At 73.5% G+C, this 20,224-nt stretch carries 1 protein-coding gene (only partly in view); it reads right to left on the bottom strand.

All coding sequences use genetic code 11. The features are described from left to right. Positions 1-20,207, bottom strand: the 5' portion of a protein-coding gene (locus tag OIM89_RS29230; RefSeq protein WP_264491745.1) for a type I polyketide synthase. The gene continues 11,686 nt to the left of window position 1, outside the view; 20,207 of the gene's 31,893 nt are visible here — the first part of the coding sequence; the start codon lies at positions 20,205-20,207; the stop codon falls past the left edge of the window. Positions 20,208-20,224 lie beyond the last annotated feature (17 nt).

Here is a 20,224-nt window from a genome sequence, read left to right as displayed (position 1 = left end):
CCCTGCCCCGCCGTCAGCACCAGACCACCCGCCGACGACACCAGCACGAACCCGGCCAGCTCCACACCCGCCGTCGCCTCGTGCAACCACCACGCCGCATCCGCCTTCGCACCCAGCACCGCGTCGAACCGGTCGGACGACAGCGTGCCCACCAGGCCGCCGCCCCCGACCCCGGCCGCGTGCACGACGGCGCGCAGCCCACGCCCGGCGACGAGGGACTCGACCAGGCCGACGACCGATTCGCGGTCGGACAGGTCGCACGCGACGACCTCCACCGCGGCACCGGCCTCACGCAGCTCCCCGGCCAGCTCCGCCGCACCCGGAGCGTCCCCGCCCCGCCGCGACACCAGCACCAGATCACGCACGCCACGCTCAGCCACCAGATACCGGGCCATCACCGCACCCAGACCACCCGTACCACCCGTCACCAGCACCGCACCCTCACCATCCAACGACGGCACGGACAACGGCACTTCGGGATCGCCGAGCCGACCGAGCCTCGGCACCAGCACCACACCGTCACGGACGGCCACCTCGGCCTCGCCCGAGAGGACAGCCGCGACCGCACGCTCCACCGCCGCATCGTCCGCGTCCACGGCGACATCGGCCAGAGCGAACCGGCCCGGATTCTCCGCGAGGGCCGCCCGCACCAGACCCCACACGGGGGCCTGGACGACGTCGGCGGATGAACCTGCCGGGGCGACGCCACGGGTGACGACGACCAGACGCGAGGAGGTGAAGCGCGCGTCCTGAAGCCACTGCTGGATCGCGGAGAGGACCTGGTCCAGGACGGTCCGGACGGCCGCCGGGACGTCCGGACCGGAGGGCTCGCGCACCTCCAGGACGACCGCGCCCGGCGTCGTGCTGTCCGCCTCCAGGGCTTCGGCCCAGGAGACGTAGGCGGGGGCCGTGGAGGTGTCCACGGTGACCGGCGTCCACTCGATGCCGTAGAGGGCGCCCGCGCCGGCGGAGGCGCTGCCCAGCTGTTCGGCGGAGACCGGGCGGCTCGCGAGGGAGCCCACGGTCAGGACGGGCGCGCCGGTGGAGTCGGCGAGGGCCAGGGAGACGGTGTGGGCGTCGATGCGGCTCACGCGTACGCGGACGGCGGAGGCGCCGACGGCGTGGAGGGTCACGTCGTTCCAGGCGAACGGGACGACCGCCTGGCCCTCCTCCTCGTTCAGGATGCCGGCGTGCATGGCGGCGTCGAGTACGGCCGGGTGCAGGCCGAACCGGCCCGCCTCGCCTGCCGCTTCCTCGGGGAGCGCCACTTCCGCGAACATCGCGTCGCCGCGCCGCCAGGCGGCGCGCAGGCCCTGGAAGACCGGCCCGTAGCCGTAGCCACGCTCGCGGAACTCCTCGTAGGCGTGCTCGACCGGTACCGGCTCGGCGCCGGGCGGGGGCCACTCGGTCAGGGCCTCGCCGGCGCCTGCCGGAGCGTCGGTGAGGAAGCCGTGCGCATGGGCTGTCCACGGCGCGTCCTCCGCGCCTTCGGGACGCGAGTGGACGGCCACGGTGCGGCGTCCGTCGGTCTTCGGCCCCGCGACGACGCGAAGCTGGAGGCCGGTGTCCTCGGGCAGCACCAGCGGCGCGGCGAGGGTCAGCTCCTCGAGAGCGGCGGACCCGGCCGCGTCCCCGGCCGCGAGGGCCAGTTCCACCAGGCCCGTACCGGGCAGCAGGGCCCGGCCGAGGACCACGTGGTCGGCGAGCCACGGCTGCGCCTCCACCGACAGCCAGCCCGTCAGCACCAGGCCACCCGAGTCGGGCAGCGACACCACCGCGCCCAGCAACGGGTGATCGGCCGCGTCGATCCCCGCCGACCTGGGGTCGGCGGCGGCGCGGACGGTGGCCTCCGGCCAGAAGCGCCGCTTCTGGAAGGCGTAGGTCGGCAGGTCGACGGTGCGGGCCGCGGTACCGGCGAAGAAGCCGCTCCACGTCACCTCGGCGCCCACCGTGTGGAGACGGGCCAGCGCGGCGAGCGCGGTCGACGTCTCCTCGCGGTCCTTGCGCAGGAGCGGGACGAGGACGGCGTCCTCACCGGCGCTCTCGCGCGCCATGCCGCTGAGCACCCCGTCGGGACCCAGCTCCACGAACCGTGTGACGCCCTCTTCCACGAGGACCCGGACACCGTCGTCGAACCGGACGGCCTCCCGGACGTGGGCGACCCAGTAGTCCGGCGTGGTCAGTTCACCGGACTCCGCGATCCGCCCCGTGACGTTCGAGACGACGGGCAGCGACGGCTCCGCGTACGACAGACCGGCCAGGACCTCTCGGAAGTCACCGAGCATGGGCTCCATCAGCGGCGAGTGGAAAGCGTGCGACACCCGCAGACGGCTGACCCGGCGCCCCAGCTCACGGAACACCTCGGCCACCGCCTCGACCGCGCCCTCGGCGCCCGAGACGACCACGGACGAAGAACCGTTGACGGCGGCGATGGACACCCCCTCGACCAATTCCAGGCGCGGCAGCACCTCCGCCTCCGACGCCTCCAGGGCGACCATGGCGCCGCCCTCGGGCAGCGCCTGCATCAGGCGGCCCCGGGCGGCGACGAGCGCGGCGGCGTCGGCGAGGGTGAGCACCCCGGCCACGTGCGCCGCGGCGACCTCACCGATGGAGTGACCGGCCACGAACTCCGGCCGCACCCCCCACGACTCGACAAGACGGAACAGCGCCACCTCGACGGCGAAGAGACCGGCCTGCGCGTACGCCGTCCCGTCCAGTACCGACGGGTCGTCGCCCCAGACCACCTCGCGCAGCGGGCGGTCCAGGTGCGCGTCGAGTCCGGCGCAGATCGCGTCGAACGCCTCCGCGAACACCGGGAACGCCTCGTACAGGCCACGTCCCATCCCCAGCCGCTGCGACCCCTGCCCCGAGAACAGGAACGCGGTACGGCCTCCGGTGACCACGCCTTCCACGACGCCCGCGTCGGGCAGGCCCGAGGCCAGGGCATCCAGGGCCGCTTCACGGTCGGTGCCCAGGACCACCGCCCGGTGGTCGAAGGTGGCACGGCCGGAGACGAGCGAGAAGGCCACGTCCAGCGCGCTCGCCGGTTCGGCGGCCACATGCGCGCGCAGCCGCTCGGCCTGGGCGCGCAGCGCTGGGGCCGACCGTGCGGAGAGCACCCACGGCACGTCGACGGCGGGCGTCACCGTGGGCACGGGCGCCGGCGCCTCCTCCGGCTGTTCGAGGATGACGTGGGCGTTGGTGCCGCTGATCCCGAACGAGGACACACCGGCCCGGCGCACCCGCTCCTCCCCCGGCCACACACGCTCACCCGTCAGCAGCTCCACAGCACCCGCCGACCAGTCGACGTGCGACGACGGAGCATCCACGTGCAGCGTGCGCGGCAGCCTCCCGTGACGCATCGCCATCACCATCTTGATGACACCCGCGACACCCGCCGCAGCTTGCGTGTGCCCGATGTTGGACTTGACGGAGCCGAGCAGCAACGGCCGGCCCTCGTCCCGGCCCTGCCCGTACGTCGCCAGGAGTGCCTGCGCCTCGATCGGGTCACCCAGCGTCGTCCCCGTACCGTGGGCCTCCACCACATCCACATCACCGGCCGACAGACCACCACTCGCCAGAGCCTGACGGATCACCCGCTGCTGAGAGGGACCGTTCGGCGCCGTCAGACCGTTCGACGCACCATCCTGGTTCACCGCCGAACCACGCACCACCGCCAGCACACGATGACCGTTGCGCCGGGCATCCGACAGACGCTCCAGCACCACCATCCCCACACCCTCGGACCAGCCCGCGCCGTCGGCGGCGTCGGAGAACGCCTTGCAGCGGCTGTCCGGGGAGAGGGCGCCCTGGCGGGAGAACTCCACGAACGCGGTGGGGGTGGCCATGACGGTGACGCCGCCGGCCACGGCCAGCGAGCACTCACCGGAGCGCAGCGCCTGCGCCGCCCAGTGCATGGCGACGAGCGACGAGGAGCAGGCGGTGTCGACCGTGACCGCGGGTCCCTCGAAGCCGAAGGTGTAGGAGACACGGCCCGAGGCGATGCTGCCCGCGCTGCCGTTGCCGCGATAGCCCTCGTACTGGTCGTCGGTGAGGATGCTGCCGTAGTCGTTGTACATGACACCGGCGAAGACGCCCGTCTGGCTGCCGCGCAGGGAGGCCGGGTCGATGCCCGACCGCTCGATCGCCTCCCACGTCGTCTCCAACAGCAGACGCTGCTGCGCGTCCGTGGAGACCGCCTCGCGCGGGCTCATCCCGAAGAACTCCGGGTCGAACTCGGGCGCGTCGTGGAGGAAGCCACCGGACCGGGTGTACGTGGTGCCGGGCACGCCCCGATCCTCGCTGTAGAGGGATTCCACGTCCCAGCCACGGTCGGACGGGAAGTCTCCGACCGCGTCGACGCCGTCGGAGACGATGCGCCACAGGTCCTCGGGGGACGTGACGCCGCCCGGGTAGCGGCAGGCCATGCCGACGATGACGACCGGGTCGTCGGCCACGGACGGCAGTGCCGCGACGGGGGTGGCCACGGACGGCTCGGTGCCGAGGACGCTGTCGAGGAGGTGACCGGCGAGGAGGTCGGCGGTCGGGTAGTCGAAGACGACCGTCGCGGGCAGGCGCAGTCCGGTGACCTTGCCGAGCCGGTTGCGCAGTTCCACAGCCGTCAGGGAATCGAAACCGAGGTCCTGGAAGGCGCGGTGCGGGTTGACGGTCTGGGCACCGGAATGGCCGAGCACGACGGCGATCTGGCCACGGACCAGGTCGAGCAGCACCTCTCGGCGCTCGGCCTCCGCGAGGCCGGCGAGGCGCGCGGCCAGGCCGGTGGCGGCGGCCGAGCCGGCTGCGGCAGCGGTGCGGCGGACCGGGGTGCGGATCAGCCCGCCGAGCAGCGGCGGCACCTCACCCCGAGCGCGCAGCGCCGGGAGGTCGAGGCGGACGGGGAGGACGACCGGCTCACCGGAGGCCAGGGCCGCGTCGAAGAGCGCGGTCCCCTGCTCGGCCTCGACCGGCGGCAGACCGGACCGGGCCATACGACGCCGGTCGGTTTCCGACAGCCCCCGCGTCATCCCCGCGTCCCGCGCCCAGGGACCCCACACCAGCGACACACCGGGAAGACCCAGAGCCCGCCGGTACTCCACCAGCGCGTCCAGGAACACATTCCCCGCCGCGTACGCACCCTGCCCCGCACTCCCGAACGTCCCCGCCACCGACGAGAACACCACGAACGCCTCAAGGCCCAGGTCACGCGTCGCCTCATGGAGATTCCACGCCGCATCCACCTTCGGACGCAACACCGCCGCAACGCGCTCCACCGTCAGCGAGGCGAGCGTGGCGTCGTCGATGACGCCCGCCGCGTGTACCACCGCGCGCACGGCGTGCCGGGCGACGAGCCCGGCGACGGCGTCGGCGTCGGCGGCGTCGCACGCCTCGACGGTCACGTGTGCGCCGGCCTCCGTCAGTTCGGCGACGAGTTCCCCGGCGCCCTCGGCGGTGGCACCGCTCCGGCTGACCAGCAGCAGGTCCCGCACCCCGTGCGTCATGACGAGGTGGCGGGCCAGTACCCGGCCCAGGCCGCCGGTACCGCCGGTGATCAGCACCGGACCGGTGAGGGTGTCCCAGCGCGGGCTCTCGGTTGCTTCCTGCGTGACGCGGGCCAGGCGCGGCACCCGCACCTCGCCGTCCCGCACCGCCGACTCCGCCTCGCCGGAGGCGAGAGCAGAGCGGACGGACGCGGTGTCCGCGTCGGCCGGAAGCTCCAGCAGCCCGAAGCGGCCAGGGTGTTCGGAGATCGCGGAGCGCACCAGTCCCCGGGCGGCGGCGTCGGCGAGCCCGGTGGTGTCGTCGGTGGAGGCCGTGACGAAGACCAGGCGGGATCCGGCGAACCGGTCCTCGGCCAGCCACGACCGCACCAGGGCGAGAGCACGGGCGGCGGCGGTGTGCGCGGCCCGGGCCGGGTCGGTCCCGCCGGCGTCGTCGGAGGCGGCCACCAGCACCGTGGAGGGCGTCTCCTCCGCAGCCGCCAGCTCCTCCAGGGTGGCGTACGTGACGAAGTCGTCGGCGGTCGGCACGGCGCACCGGGCCTGGCCCTGACCGAGGACGGCCACCGCACCGGTGTCGGCAGGGCTGTCCACCGGCCGGGCCGGAACCCATTCCACCTGGTAGAGGGAGTCCCGCGCCGGGGTGGCGAGCTGTCCCGTGGCGAGCGGGCGCACCGTCAGGGAGTGGACGGTGGCGACCGGGGAACCGGCGGGGTCGGCGAGGGCGAGGGCCATGGTGCCGTCGGCGTCCCGGGTGAGACGGACGCGGAGGGCCGTGGCGCCGGAGGCGTGGAGGGAGACGCCGCCCCACGAGAACGGGACACCCCCACGGCCGTCGTCGCCAAGGGCGAAGGCGTGCAGCGCGGCGTCGAAGAGCGCGGGGTGCAGGCCGAAGGCGCCGCCGTCGGCACCCTCGTCCAGTGCGACGTCGGCGTAGAGGGCGTCGCCGTGCCGCCAGGCGGCCCGCAGCCCCCGGAAGACGGGGCCGTAGGCGAAGCCGGCCTCCGCCAGGCGCTCGTAGCAGTCGGTCACGTCGACCGGGGCCGCGTCGCGCGGCGGCCAGACGGTGGCGTCGAAGGGGACGGGGGCGAGGGTCTCGGGGGCGAGGACTCCGGTGGCGTGGACGGTCCACGGAGCACCGTCGTCGTCCTCGGTGCGCGCGTGTACGCCGAGGGCACGGCGGCCGCCCTCGTCGGGAGCGGCGACCCGTATCTGGATCTGGAGGGCGCCGCGTTCGGACAGGACCAGCGGGGAGGAGAGCGTCAGCTCCTCGACCGAACCGCAGCCCGCCTCGTCGGCGGCACGGACGGCCATCTCCAGCAGGGCCGTGCCCGGAACCAGCACGGCACCCTGGACGACATGGTCCGCGAGCCACGGATGCGACCGCGTCGACAGGCGTCCGGTGAGGACCACCCCGTCCGCGCCGTCGGCGCCGGCGAGTTCGACGGCCGCGCCGAGCAGCGGGTGGCCGGCGGCGCCGAGACCCGCGAAGCGCACGTCACCGGCGAGCGGGAGCGTGGCCTCGGGCCAGTAGCGCTGCTTCTGGAAGGCGTAGGTCGGCAGGTCGACGGGGCGGGCGCCCACGAGGAAGCCGGACCAGTCGACGTCCACGCCGACGGTGTGGAGCCGGCCGAGGGCGCTCAGCGCCGAGCCCGTCTCCTGGCGGTCCTTGCGCAGGAGCGGGACGAGGACGGCGTCCTCACCGGCGCTCTCGCGCGCCATGCCGCTGAGCACCCCGTCGGGACCCAGCTCCACGAACCGTGTGACGCCCTCTTCCGCGAGGGCCCGGACACCGTCGTCGAACCGGACGGCCTCGCGGACGTGGGCGACCCAGTACTCGGGCTCCTCCACCTGTCCCGCTTCGGCGAGCGTGCCGGTGACGTTCGAGACCAGCGGGATCCTCGGCGCGGCGAAGGACAGCCCCTCCACCACCTCGCGGAACGCGTGGAGCATCGGCTCCATCAGCGGGGAGTGGAAGGCGTGCGAGACGCGCAGCCGGCTGACCCGGCGGCCGAGCTCCCGGAAGACCTCGGCGACCGTCTCGACGGACGCTTCGGAGCCCGAGACGACCACCGAGGACGGGCCGTTGACGGCGGCGATGGACAGCTCGCCGGTCAGGTGCGGCAGTACCTCGGCGCACGTGGCCTCGACCGCCGCCATGGCGCCGCCCTCGGGAAGCGCCTGCATCAGGCGGCCCCGGGCGGCGACGAGCGCGGCGGCGTCGGCGAGGGTGAGCACCCCGGCCACGTGCGCCGCGGCGACCTCACCGATGGAGTGACCGGCCACGAACTCCGGCCGCACGCCCCACGACTCGACAAGACGGAACAGCGCCACCTCCACGGCGAACAGGCCCGGCTGGGCGTAGGCCGTGCGGTTCAGGAGTTCGGCGTCCTCGCCCCACGCGACCTCACGGAGCGGGCGGTCCAGGTGCTCGTCCAGCTCGGCGCATACCGCGTCGAAGGCCTCGGCGAAGACGGGGAACCGTTCGTACAGGTCACGCCCCATACCGAGCCGCTGGGAGCCCTGCCCGGAGAAGAGGAAGGCGGTGCGACCGTTCCCGGCCACGCCTTCCACGACGGCGGCGTCGGGAGTCCCGGTGGCCAGCGCGCGAAGGGACGTCAGTGCCGTTTCCAGGTCGGCGCCCAGGACCACCGCGCGGTGGTCGAAGAGGGTGCGCTGCGTGGCCAGGGAGAGCGCCACGTCCCGTACGTCCGCCGGCGCGTCGGTGAGGAAGTCGGCCAGGCGGGCGGCCTGGGCGCGCAGTGCCTCCTCGGTACGAGCCGACAGGACCCACGGCTGGACACCGGACGGTGCCTCCGTCCCGTCTGCCTCTTCCGGGCCCGACTCGGTGACCGGCTCGGGCTGTTCGAGGATGACGTGGGCGTTGGTGCCGCTGATCCCGAACGAGGACACACCGGCCCGGCGCACCCGCTCCTCCCCCGGCCACACACGCTCACCCGTCAGCAGCTCCACAGCACCGGCCGACCAGTCGACGTGCGACGACGGAGCATCCACGTGCAGCGTGCGCGGCAGCCTCCCGTGACGCATCGCCATCACCATCTTGATGACACCCGCGACACCGGCCGCGGCCTGCGTGTGCCCGATGTTGGACTTGACGGAGCCGAGCAGCAACGGCCGGCCCTCGTCCCGGCCCTGCCCGTACGTCGCCAGGAGTGCCTGCGCCTCGATCGGGTCACCCAGCGTCGTCCCCGTACCGTGGGCCTCCACGACGTCCACATCTCCGGCCGACAGACCACCGCTGGCCAGAGCCTGACGGATCACCCGCTGCTGGGAGGGACCGTTCGGCGCCGTCAGACCGTTCGACGCACCATCCTGGTTCACCGCCGAACCACGCACCACCGCCAGCACACGATGACCGTTGCGCCGGGCATCCGACAGACGCTCCAGCACCACCATCCCCACACCCTCGGACCAGCCCACACCATCAGCCGAGTCCGCGAACGAACGGCACCGCCCGTCCGCCGACAGACCACCCTGCCGTGAGAACTCCACGAACGTCGTCGGCGTCGACATCACCGTCACACCACCGGCAACCGCCAGCGAGCACTCACCCGAACGCAACGCCTGCGCCGCCCAGTGCAACGCCACCAACGACGACGAACACGCCGTGTCCACCGTCACCGCCGGCCCCTCGAACCCGAACGTGTACGAGACACGGCCCGAGGCCACGCTTCCGGCACTGCCGCTGCCCTGGTACCCCTCGTACTCCGGGGAGGCCAGCAGGTTGGCGTAGTCGTGGTACATGACGCCGGCGAAGACACCGGTCTGGCTGCCGCGCAGGGAGACCGGGTCGATGCCCGACCGCTCGATCGCCTCCCACGTCGTCTCCAACAGCAGACGCTGCTGCGCGTCCGTGGAGACGGCCTCACGCGGGCTCATCCCGAAGAACTCCGGGTCGAACTCGGGCGCGTCGTGCAGGAAACCACCGGAGCGCGTGTAGGAGGTACCCGGCACAGCGCGGTCGGGGTTGTAGAGCGCGTCGACGTCCCAGCCTCGGTCCGAGGGGAAGTCCGAGACCGTGTCGACGCCTTCGGAGACGACGGTCCAGAGGTCCTCGGGTGAGGAGACACCACCGGGGTAGCGGCAGGCCATGCCCACGATCACGATCGGGTCCTCGGCCACCGACGGCAGCGCCGACACCGGCACCACCTCCGCCGGCTCCACCCCACCGAACAACTCCTCCAGCAGATACCCCACCAACGCGTTGACCGTCGGATAGTCGAACACCACCGTCGCCGGCAACCGCAACCCCGTCGACTTCCCCAACCGGTTCCGCAACTCCACCGCGGTCAACGAATCAAAACCCAGATCCTGAAACGCACGCCCCGGATCCACCGACTGCACACCCGCATGCCCCAACACCACAGCGACCTGACCACGCACCAGATCCAGCAACACCTCACGACGCTCATCCCCACCCAACGCCCCAAGACGCTGCACCAGACCCGCCGCCGCCACCGAACCACCCGCAGCCGCACGACGACCACGCCGCCGCACCAGACCACGGAAGAGGGCCGGTACGTCCTCCTCACCCCGCAGAGCGGCCAGGTCGAGGCGGACGGGGAGGACGACCGGCTCACCGGAGGCCAGGGCCGCGTCGAAGAGGGCGGTCCCCTGCTCGGCCTCGACCGGCGGCAGACCGGACCGGGCCATACGACGCCGGTCCGTCTCCGACAGCCCCCGCGTCATCCCCGCGTCCCGCGCCCACGGACCCCACACCAGCGACACACCGGGAAGACCCAGAGCACGCCGGTACTCCACCAGCGCGTCCAGGAACACATTCCCCGCCGCGTACGCACCCTGCCCCGCACTCCCGAACGTCCCCGCCACCGACGAGAACACCACGAACGCCTCAAGATCAAGACCACGCGTCGCCTCGTGCAGGTTCCACGCCGCGTCCACCTTCGGACGCAGGACCGCAGCAACCCGCTCCGCCGTCAGCGACTCGGCCATGCCGTCGTCCAGGACGCCCGCCGCGTGCACGACGGCGCGCACCGGGCGGTCGGCCGGTACTCCGGCCAGCAGGGCGTCGAGTGCGGTGCGGTCGGCCAGGTCGCAGGCGGCGACCGCCACCCGGGCGCCGAGGCCGGTCAGCTCCGCGGTGAAGGCGTCGACGCCCTCGGCGGCAGCCCCGCTCCGGCTCACCAGCAGCAGGTCCCGCACCCCGCGCTCGACCACCAGGTGCCGGGCGACGATCCGCCCCAGCCCACCTGTGCCACCGGTCAGCAGCACGGTGCCGGAGCCGAGACCGGCCGATGATTCCGCGGCCTCCTCTCCCCCGGCGTCCGGCGTCGTGCGGACCAGGCGCGGGACGCACACCTCGCCGTCCAGCACGGCGGTCTCCTGTTCGTCCACGGCGAGGGCCGCGAACAGCCGCTCCGCGTCCGTAACCGCCGGGAGGTCCAGCAGGCCGAAGCGGCCGGGGTGTTCCAACGCCACGGAACGCACCAGACCGCGTACGGGCGCGCTGGTCAGAGTGGAGGCGGGCTCCGTCACGTGACCGCCTCGCGTGATGAAGACCAGACGGGAGCCGGCGAACCGCTCCTGCGCCAGCCACTCCTTGACCAGGGCGAGCGCCCAGGCGGCCGAGGCGTGCGCGGAGCCCACGACGCCCTCGGTGTCCGGGGCGGGCGGAACGGCGACCACGACGGTCTCCGGCACCGCTTCGGCCGCGGCCAGCTCCTCCAGGTCGGCGTGGACAGCTGCGTCGTCGCCCGCAAGATCGGCGAGGCCCTCGCCGAGGAGGGCGACGGAACCTGTTGCGGTGGTGGCGCGCGTGCCCAGGGCCGGGACCCACTCCACGCGGTACAGCGGTTCGGCGGTGTCGGCTGCGGCGGCAGCGCGGACGGTGAGGGAGCCGACCGAGGCGACGGGTGCTCCGGTCGGGTCGGCCACGTGCACGGCCAGCGTGTCGTCACCGGTCCGCGTCAGCCGGGTCCGCAGGACGGAGGCGCCGGACGCGTGCAGGGTGGCGTTCTCCCAGACGAAGGGCACTCCGCCGGGCGCGTCGCCGCCGCCGAAGGCGAAGGAGGCGTGCAGGGCGGCGTCGAAGAGGGCCGGGTGCAGGCCGAAGGCGGTGGCGTCGACACCGTCGGGCAGGGCGACCTCGGCGAACACCTCGTCGTCCCGGCGCCAGGCGGCCCGCAGCCCTTGGAAGACGGGGCCGTAGCGCAGTCCGGCCTCGGCCAGGCTCTCGTAGCAGTCGGTCACGTCGACCGGCACGGCATCCCGTGGGGGCCATACGGAGGCGTCGAAGCCTTCGGCCGCCGGAGTCGCATCGGTGGCCTCCGGGGCAAGTACGCCCTGGGCGTGCAGGCTCCAGGGCTGCCGTTCGTCGCCGTCGTCCCGGGAGTGGATCGCCACGGTGCGGCGGCCGGATTCGTCGGGTTCGCCGACGCCCACCTGAACGCGCACGGCGCCGCGCTCGGGCAGCACCAGCGGCGCGGACAGGGCCAGCTCCTCGACGGTCTCGCAGCCCGCCTCGTCGGCGGCGCGGACAGCCATCTCCAGCAGCGCCGTGCCCGGCACCAGCACGGCACCCTGGACGACGTGGTCGGCGAGCCACGGGTGCGACCGCGTCGACAGGCGTCCGGTGAGGATCAGACCATCGGCGCCGGCCAGCTCCACGGCCGCGCCGAGCAGCGGGTGCCTGGCCGCGCCGAGTCCGGCGAGGCGGATGTCCCCGGCCCCGGTGGTCGTTCCGGTGGGCCAGTAGTGCTCGTGCTGGAACGCGTACGTGGGCAGGTCGACCGCCCGGCCGCCCGTGCCGTCGAGGACGGCGCCCCAGCCGGCGGAGACGCCCCGCACGTGCAGTTCGGCGAGGGCGCTCAGGGCGACGGCCACTTCCTCGCGGTCCTTGCGCAGGAGCGGGACGAGGACGGCGTCCTCACCGGCGCTCTCGCGCGCCATGCCGCTGAGCACCCCGTCGGGCCCCAGCTCCACGAACCGCGCGACACCCTCCGCCGCCAGAGTCCGGACACCGTCGTCGAACCGGACGGCCTCACGGACATGCCGCACCCAGTAGCCAGCCGTGGTCAGTTCGCCCGGCTCGGCAACCCTGCCCGAGACGTTCGAGACGACCGGCAGGCACGGCTCGGCGAACGACAGGTCCCGCAGGACCTCGTGGAACGCGTCGAGCATGGGCTCCATCAGCGGCGAGTGGAAGGCGTGCGACACCCGCAGACGGCTGACCCGGCGCCCCAGCTCACGGAACGCCTCCGCCACCGTCTCCACGGCTTCCTCGACGCCCGAGACGACCACCGACGACGGACCGTTTACGGCAGCGACCGACACACCCTCGACAGAGTCCAGGTGCGGCAGCACCTCCGCCTCGCTCGCCTCCACAGCCACCATCGCGCCACCCACCGGCAACGCCTGCATCAACCGCCCACGAGCAGCCACCAGTGCACACGCGTCCGCCAGCGAGAACACACCCGCCACATGCGCGGCCGCCACCTCACCGATCGAATGACCGGCAACGAACTCCGGCCGCACACCCCACGACTCGACGAGCCGGAACAACGCCACCTCGACCGCGAAGAGACCCGCCTGCGCGTACGCCGTCCCGTCCAGTACCGACGCGTCGTCGCCCCACACCACCTCACGCAGCGAACGCTCCAAGTGCGCGTCCAGCCCCGCGCACACCGCGTCGAACGCCTCCGCGAACACCGGGAAACGCTCGTACAGACCACGCCCCATCCCCAGCCGCTGCGACCCCTGCCCCGAGAACAGGAACGCGGTGCGGCCGGGCTCGACGGCGCCGAGGACGACGGCGGGATCCGGCTCACCGACGCATACGGCCGCGAGGCCACGGACGGCGGTCTCGCGGTCGTCCGTCAGGACCACGGCACGGTGGTCGAAGAGGGAACGCTGGGTGGCCAGGGAGAGCGCCAGGTCCACGGGGCGCAGGCCGGGGTGGCCCTCGACCTGGGCCAGCAGCCGGGCGGCCTGGGCGCGCAGCGCCTCCTCGGTACGGCCCGACAGGACCCACGGCACGATGCCGGGGGCGAGGGCGGCGATCCCGTCCCCGCCGGTCTCGGGTTCCGTGACCGGCTCGGGCTGTTCGAGGATGACGTGGGCGTTGGTGCCGCTGATCCCGAACGAGGACACACCGGCCCGGCGCACCCGCTCCTCCGCCGGCCACACACGCTCACCCGTCAGCAGCTCCACAGCACCGGCCGACCAGTCGACGTGCGACGACGGAGCATCCACGTGCAGCGTGCGCGGCAGCCTCCCGTGACGCATCGCCATCACCATCTTGATGACACCCGCGACACCCGCCGCGGCCTGCGTGTGCCCCAGGTTCGACTTCACCGAACCGAGCCAGAGCGGCTTGCCCTCCTCACGCTCCTGGCCGTACGTGGCCAGGAGTGCCTGCGCCTCGATCGGGTCACCCAGCGTCGTCCCGGTGCCGTGGGCCTCCACGACGTCCACATCTCCGGCCGACAGACCACCGCTGGCCAGAGCCTGACGGATCACCCGCTGCTGGGAGGGACCGTTCGGCGCCGTCAGACCGTTCGACGCACCATCCTGGTTCACCGCCGAACCACGCACCACCGCCAGCACGCGATGACCGTTGCGCCGGGCATCCGACAGACGCTCCAGCACCACCATCCCCACACCCTCGGACCAGCCCACACCATCAGCCGAGTCCGCGAACGAACGGCACCGCCCGTCCGCCGACAGACCACCCTGCCGTGAGAACTCCACGAACGTCGTCGGCGTCGACATCACCGTCACACCACCGGCAACCGCCAGCGAGCACTCACCCGAACGCAACGCCTGCGCGGCCCAGTGCAACGCCACCAACGACGACGAACACGCCGTGTCCACCGTCACCGCCGGCCCCTCGAACCCGAACGTGTACGAGACACGGCCGGACGCGATGCTGGGTGCGCTGCCGTTGCTGCGGAAGCCCTCGTACCGCTCGTCGGCGAGCATGTTGCCGTAGTCGTTGTACATGACACCGGCGAAGACGCCCGTCTGGCTGCCGCGCAGGGAGACCGGGTCGATGCCCGACCGCTCGATCGCCTCCCACGTCGTCTCCAACAGCAGACGCTGCTGGGAATCGGTCGCCACCGCCTCGCGCGGGCTCATCCCGAAGAACTCGGAGTCGAAGGCTCCGGCCTCGTGCAGGAAGCCACCGGCCTTGGTGTAGGTGGTGCCGGACGCGTCCCGGTCGGGATTGTAGAGCGCGTCGGTGTCCCAGCCCCGGTTGCCCGGGAAGTCGGAAACGGTGTCGACGCCTTCGGAGACGACGGTCCAGAGGTCCTCGGGTGAGGAAACACCACCCGGGTAGCGGCAGGCCATGCCCACGATCACGATCGGGTCCTCGGCCAGCGACGGCAGCGCCGACACCGGCACCACCTCCGCCGGCTCCACCCCACCGAACAACTCCTCCAGCAGATACCCCACCAACGCGTTGACCGTCGGATAGTCGAACACCACCGTCGCCGGCAACCGCAACCCCGTCGACTTCCCCAACCGGTTCCGCAACTCCACCGCGGTCAACGAATCAAAACCCAGATCCTGAAACGCACGCCCCGGATCCACCGACTGCACACCCGCATGCCCCAACACCACAGCGACCTGACCACGCACCAGATCCAGCAACACCTCACGACGCTCATCCCCACCCAACGCCCCAAGACGCTGCACCAGACCCGCCGCCGCCACCGAACCACCCGCAGCCGCACGACGACCACGCCGCCGCACCAGACCGAGCATCATCGGGTGCAGGTCACCCTGCCCACGCAGGGCGGCCAGGTCGAGGCGGACAGGGAGGACGACCGGCTCACCGGAGGCCAGGGCCGCGTCGAAGAGGGCGGCCCCCTGCTCGGCGGTCAGCTCGGGCATGCCTGCGCGGGCGACGCGCTGCCGGCTGGTCCCGGAGAGGGTGCCGATCATGCCGGCGTCCTGGGTCCACGGGCCCCAGGCGAGCGAGGCCGCGGGCAGGCCGAGGCTGCGGCGGTGGCGTACCAGGGCGTCGAGGAAGGTGTTGCCGGCCGCGTAGTTGGCCTGGCCGGGGCCGCCGAGGATGCCGGACATCGAGGAGAAGACGACGAAGGCTTCGAGGTCGAGGGCGCGGGTGGCCTCGTGCAGGTTCCACGCGGCGTCCGCCTTCGGGCGCAGCACGCGGGCCATGCGCTCGGCCGTGAGCGATTCCACCGTGCCGTCGTCCAGCACCCCGGCCGAGTGGACGACCGCGCGCACCGGGTGGCGGGCGACCAGGTCCGCGACGGCGGCGGGGTCGGAGACGTCGCACGCCTCGACGGTCACGTGCGCACCGGCCTGGGACAGTTCGGCGACCAGTTGCTCGGCGCCGTCCGCTGCGGCCCCGCTGCGGCTCACCAGCAACAGGTCCCGCACCCCGCGCTCGACCACCAGGTGCCGGGCGACGATCCGCCCCAGCCCACCCGTACCACCGGTCAGCAGCACGGTGCCGTCGAGGCTGTCCCAGCGCGGGCCCGTCGTGGTGCCGGCGGCGATCCGGGCCAGTCGCGGAGTGAGCACCTCGCCGTCGCGTGCGGCGGTCTCCGGCTCGCCCGTGGCGACGGCGGCCAGCACGGTCGCGGCGTCGGTGCCGCGTCCCGCCTCCATCAGGCCGAAGCGGCCGGGGTGCTCGGAGACGGCGGAGCGCACCAGGCCCCGGAGCGCCGAGTCGGCCAGATCGCCGCCGTCGACGGCGTCCGAGGTGACGAAGACCAGGCGGGAGTCGGTGAACCGCTCCTGCGCCAGCCACTCCCGCACCAGCTCCAGGCCCCGGGCGGCCAGGGCGTGGACGGCGTCCACCACCGCCTCGGGCCGCGTCGCGGCGTCGGGACGCACCCGGGCCAGCACTGTCGCCGGTACCTCTTCGGCGGCGGCCAGGGCTGCCAGGTCGGGGAAGGCCACGAACCCGCCGTCCGACAGCCCTTCGGCCCGGAGGACTCCCGCGAGGGCCGTGGGCGCGTCGGAATCCCCGAGGACGCCGACCGGACCGGTGTCGGCCGCGTCACCAGGTGTCCCGGTCCGGAGCCAGTCCACCCGGAAGAGCGCGTCACGGGTCAGGGCATCGACACCGGTGGCGTCGGGCGCGACCGGGCGGAGCACCAGGTTCTCGACGCTGGCGACGGGCGCACCGGTGGGGTCGGCCACGGCGACCGTCACGGTCTCGTCGCCGGTCCGGGTCATCCGGACCCGGACCTCCCGGGCGCCGGTGGCGTGCAGGCAAACCCCTTCCCAGGAGAACGGAACCACCCCGCGCGCGAGACCACCCAGGGCCGAGACGTGCAAGGAGGCGTCGAGCAGCGCCGGGTGCAGGCCGAAGCCGGCGGCGTCGCGCTCGGCGGAGTCGGGCAGGGCGACCTCGGCGAAGACGTCGTCGCCCCGCCGCCAGGCGGCCCGCAGGCCCTGGAAGAGCGGCCCGTACCGGTAGCCGCCCTCGGCCATGCGCTCGTACAGGCCGGTGAGGTCGAGGGGTTCGGCGTCGGCGGGGGGCCACACCGCGGTGTCGAACTCCACGGTGCGCTCCCCGGGAGCGAGGACACCGGTGGCGTGCTCGGTCCAGGGCTGGTCGTCGGCGCCCTCGGCGCGGGAGCGGGCGGCGAGGACGCGGCGGCCCGCGGCGTCGGCGGGGCCCACGTGCAGGTGGAGCTGGACGCCGCCCTGCTCGGGCAGAACGAGCGGGGCGGCGAGGGTCAGTTCCTCGACGCGGTCGCAGCCGACCTCGTCGCCGGCGCGGACCGCGAGTTCCACGAAGGCCGTGCCGGGCAGCAGCGCGTTGCCCATGACGACGTGCTCGCCGAGCCAGGGGTGGGTGCGCAGGGACAGCCGGGTGGTGAGCAGCAGGCCGCCGGAGTCGGAGAGTTCGACGGCGGCGCTGAGCAGGGGGTGCCCGGCGGCGCGCAGTCCGGCGGACTCCACGTCACCGGCGGGCATGAGGGCGGGCACGGGCCAGTAGTGCTCGTGCTGGAAGGCGTACGTGGGCAGGTCGGTGAGGCGGGCGCCGGTCCCGGCGAGGACGGCGGTCCAGTCGACGGGCGCACCGGTGGCGTGGAGGCGGCCCAGCGCGCTGAGCGCGGTGATCTCCTCGTCGCGGTCCTTGCGCAGGAGCGGGACGAGAACGGCGTCCTCACCGGCACCGGCCCGCGCCATGCCACTGAGCACCCCGTCGGGCCCCAGCTCCACGAACCGCGCGACACCCTCCGCCGCCAAGGCCCGGACACCGTCGTCGAACCGGACGGTCTCGCGGACGTGCCGCACCCAGTAGTCAGGTGTGGTCAGTTCACCGGACTCCGCGATCCGGCCCGAGACGTTCGAGACGACGGGCAGCGACGGCTCCGCGTACGACAGACCGGCCAGGACCTCTCGGAAGTCACCGAGCATGGGCTCCATCAGCGGCGAGTGGAAGGCGTGCGACACCCGCAGACGGCTGACCCGGCGCCCCAGCTCACGGAACACCTCCGCCACCGCCTCCACGGCTTCCTCGACGCCCGAGACGACCACCGACGACGGACCGTTGACGGCAGCGACCGACACGCCCACGACGGACTCCAGGTGCGGCAGCACCTCCGCCTCGGACGCCTCCACAGCCACCATCGCGCCACCCACCGGCAACGCCTGCATCAACCGCCCACGAGCAGCCACCAGAGCACACGCGTCCGCCAGCGAGAACACACCCGCCACATGCGCGGCCGCCACCTCACCGATCGAATGACCGGCAACGAACTCCGGACGCACACCCCACGACTCGACAAGACGGAACAACGCCACCTCGACCGCGAAGAGACCCGCCTGCGCGTACGCCGTCCCGTCCAGAACCGACGCGTCGTCGCCCCACACCACCTCACGCAGCGAACGCTCCAAGTGCGCGTCCAGCCCCGCGCACACCGCGTCGAACGCCTCCGCGAACACCGGGAAACGCTCGTACAGACCACGCCCCATCCCCAGTCGCTGCGACCCCTGCCCCGAGAACAGGAACGCGGTGGAGGCGCTGCGGACGGAGTCCTCCAGGACCGCGGGGTGGGGTTCGTCGGCGGCGAGGGCGGTGAGGGCCGCTTCGGTGGTTCCGGGGTCGGTGGCGAGGACGACCGCTCGGTGCGGGAGCGGGGCGCGGCTGGTGGCGAGGGAGAGGGCGATGTCCACCGGGCGCGGGGAGTCGGGGCCGGTACGGTCGGTGAGGTGGGCCAGGAGTCGTGCCGCCTGGGCGCGCAGCGCGGTCTGCGAGCGGGCGGAGAGGAGCCAGGGGGTGACGGCCGGGTCGGTGGCCGTCACCGGTTCGGCGGGGGTGGCGTCCTGAGGGGTGTCCTCGGCCGCGGCGAGTTCGGGGGTGGCCTGTTCGAGCAGGACGTGGGCGTTGGTGCCGCTGATGCCGAAGGCGGAGACGCCGGCCCGGCGGGGGCGCTCGGCGTCGGGCCAGTCGACGGCCTCGGTGAGGAGTTCGACGGCGCCCGCCGTCCAGTCGACGTGCGGGGTGGGGGTGTCGACGTGGAGGGTGGCGGGCAGCAGGCCGTGGCGGATGGCCATGACCATCTTGATGACGCCGGCGACACCGGCGGCGGCCTGGGCGTGGCCGATGTTCGACTTGATGCCGCCCAGCCGCAGCGGGCGGTCCTCCGGGCGGTTCTGGCCGTACGTGGCGAGGAGGGCCTGGGCCTCGATGGGGTCGCCCAGGGTGGTGCCGGTGCCGTGCGCCTCGACGGCGTCGACCTGGTCGGCGGCGAGGCGGGCGTCGGCGAGCGCGGCCTCGATGACGCGGCGCTGGGAGGGCCCGTTGGGCGCGGTGAGGCGGCTGCTGGCACCGTCCTGGTTGACGGCGGTGCCGCGGACGACGGCGAGGACGGGGTGGCCGTTGCGGCGGGCGTCGGAGAGCCGCTCGACGAGCAGCACGCCGACGCCTTCGCCCCAGGAGGTGCCGTCGGCGGCTTCGGCGAAGGGCTTGCAGCGGCCGTCGGTGGCGAGGCCGCGCTGGCGGGAGAACTCGGTGAAGAGTTCGGTGGTCGGCATCATGGCGACGCCGCCGGCGAGGGCGAGGGAGCACTCGCCCGCGCGCAGGGCGCGGACCGCGAGGTGCAGGGCGACCAGGGACGAGGAGCAGGCGGTGTCGACGGTGACCGCCGGGCCCTCCAGGCCGAGAGTGTAGGAGATCCGGCCGGAGAGGACGCTCATGGCGCCGCCGGTGAGGTTGTGGCCCTCGGTCTCCTCGGCGGTGCGGGCCAGGGAGCCGTAGTTGGTGTCGGCCCCGCCGACGAAGACGCCGGTGTCGGTGTTGCGCAGGGAGGCGGGGCTGATGCGGGCGCGCTCGACGGCCTCCCAGGCGGTTTCCAGGAGCAGGCGCTGCTGGGGGTCCATGGCGAGGGCTTCGCGCGGGGCGATGCCGAACAGGTCCGCGTCGAAGTCGGCGGCACCTTCGAGGAAGCCACCCTCACGCACATAGCTCTTGCCGGGGGTGCCCGGGTCCGGGTCGTAGAGGCCGTCCAGGTCCCAGCCACGGTCCACGGGGAGGGGGCCGATGGCGTCGGTGCCCTCGGCGACCAGCTGCCACAGGTCCTCCGGGGAGCGGACACCGCCGGGGAACCGGCAGGCCATGCCGATGACGGCGATGGGCTCGCTCTCCCGGGCCTCGACCGACTCCAGCCGCTGCCGGGTGCGGCGAAGGTCGGTGGTGACCTTCTTGAGGTAGTCGCGGAGTTTGGCTTCGGAGCTTGCCATGGGGTGGATCCTCTGAA

It is taken from the genome of Streptomyces sp. BI87 (assembly GCF_025957665.1).
Taxonomy (GTDB): Bacteria; Actinomycetota; Actinomycetes; order Streptomycetales; family Streptomycetaceae; genus Streptomyces; species Streptomyces albidoflavus.
Note: the sequence above shows the minus strand (reverse complement) of the source record. Positions and strands in the feature narration are given on the sequence as shown.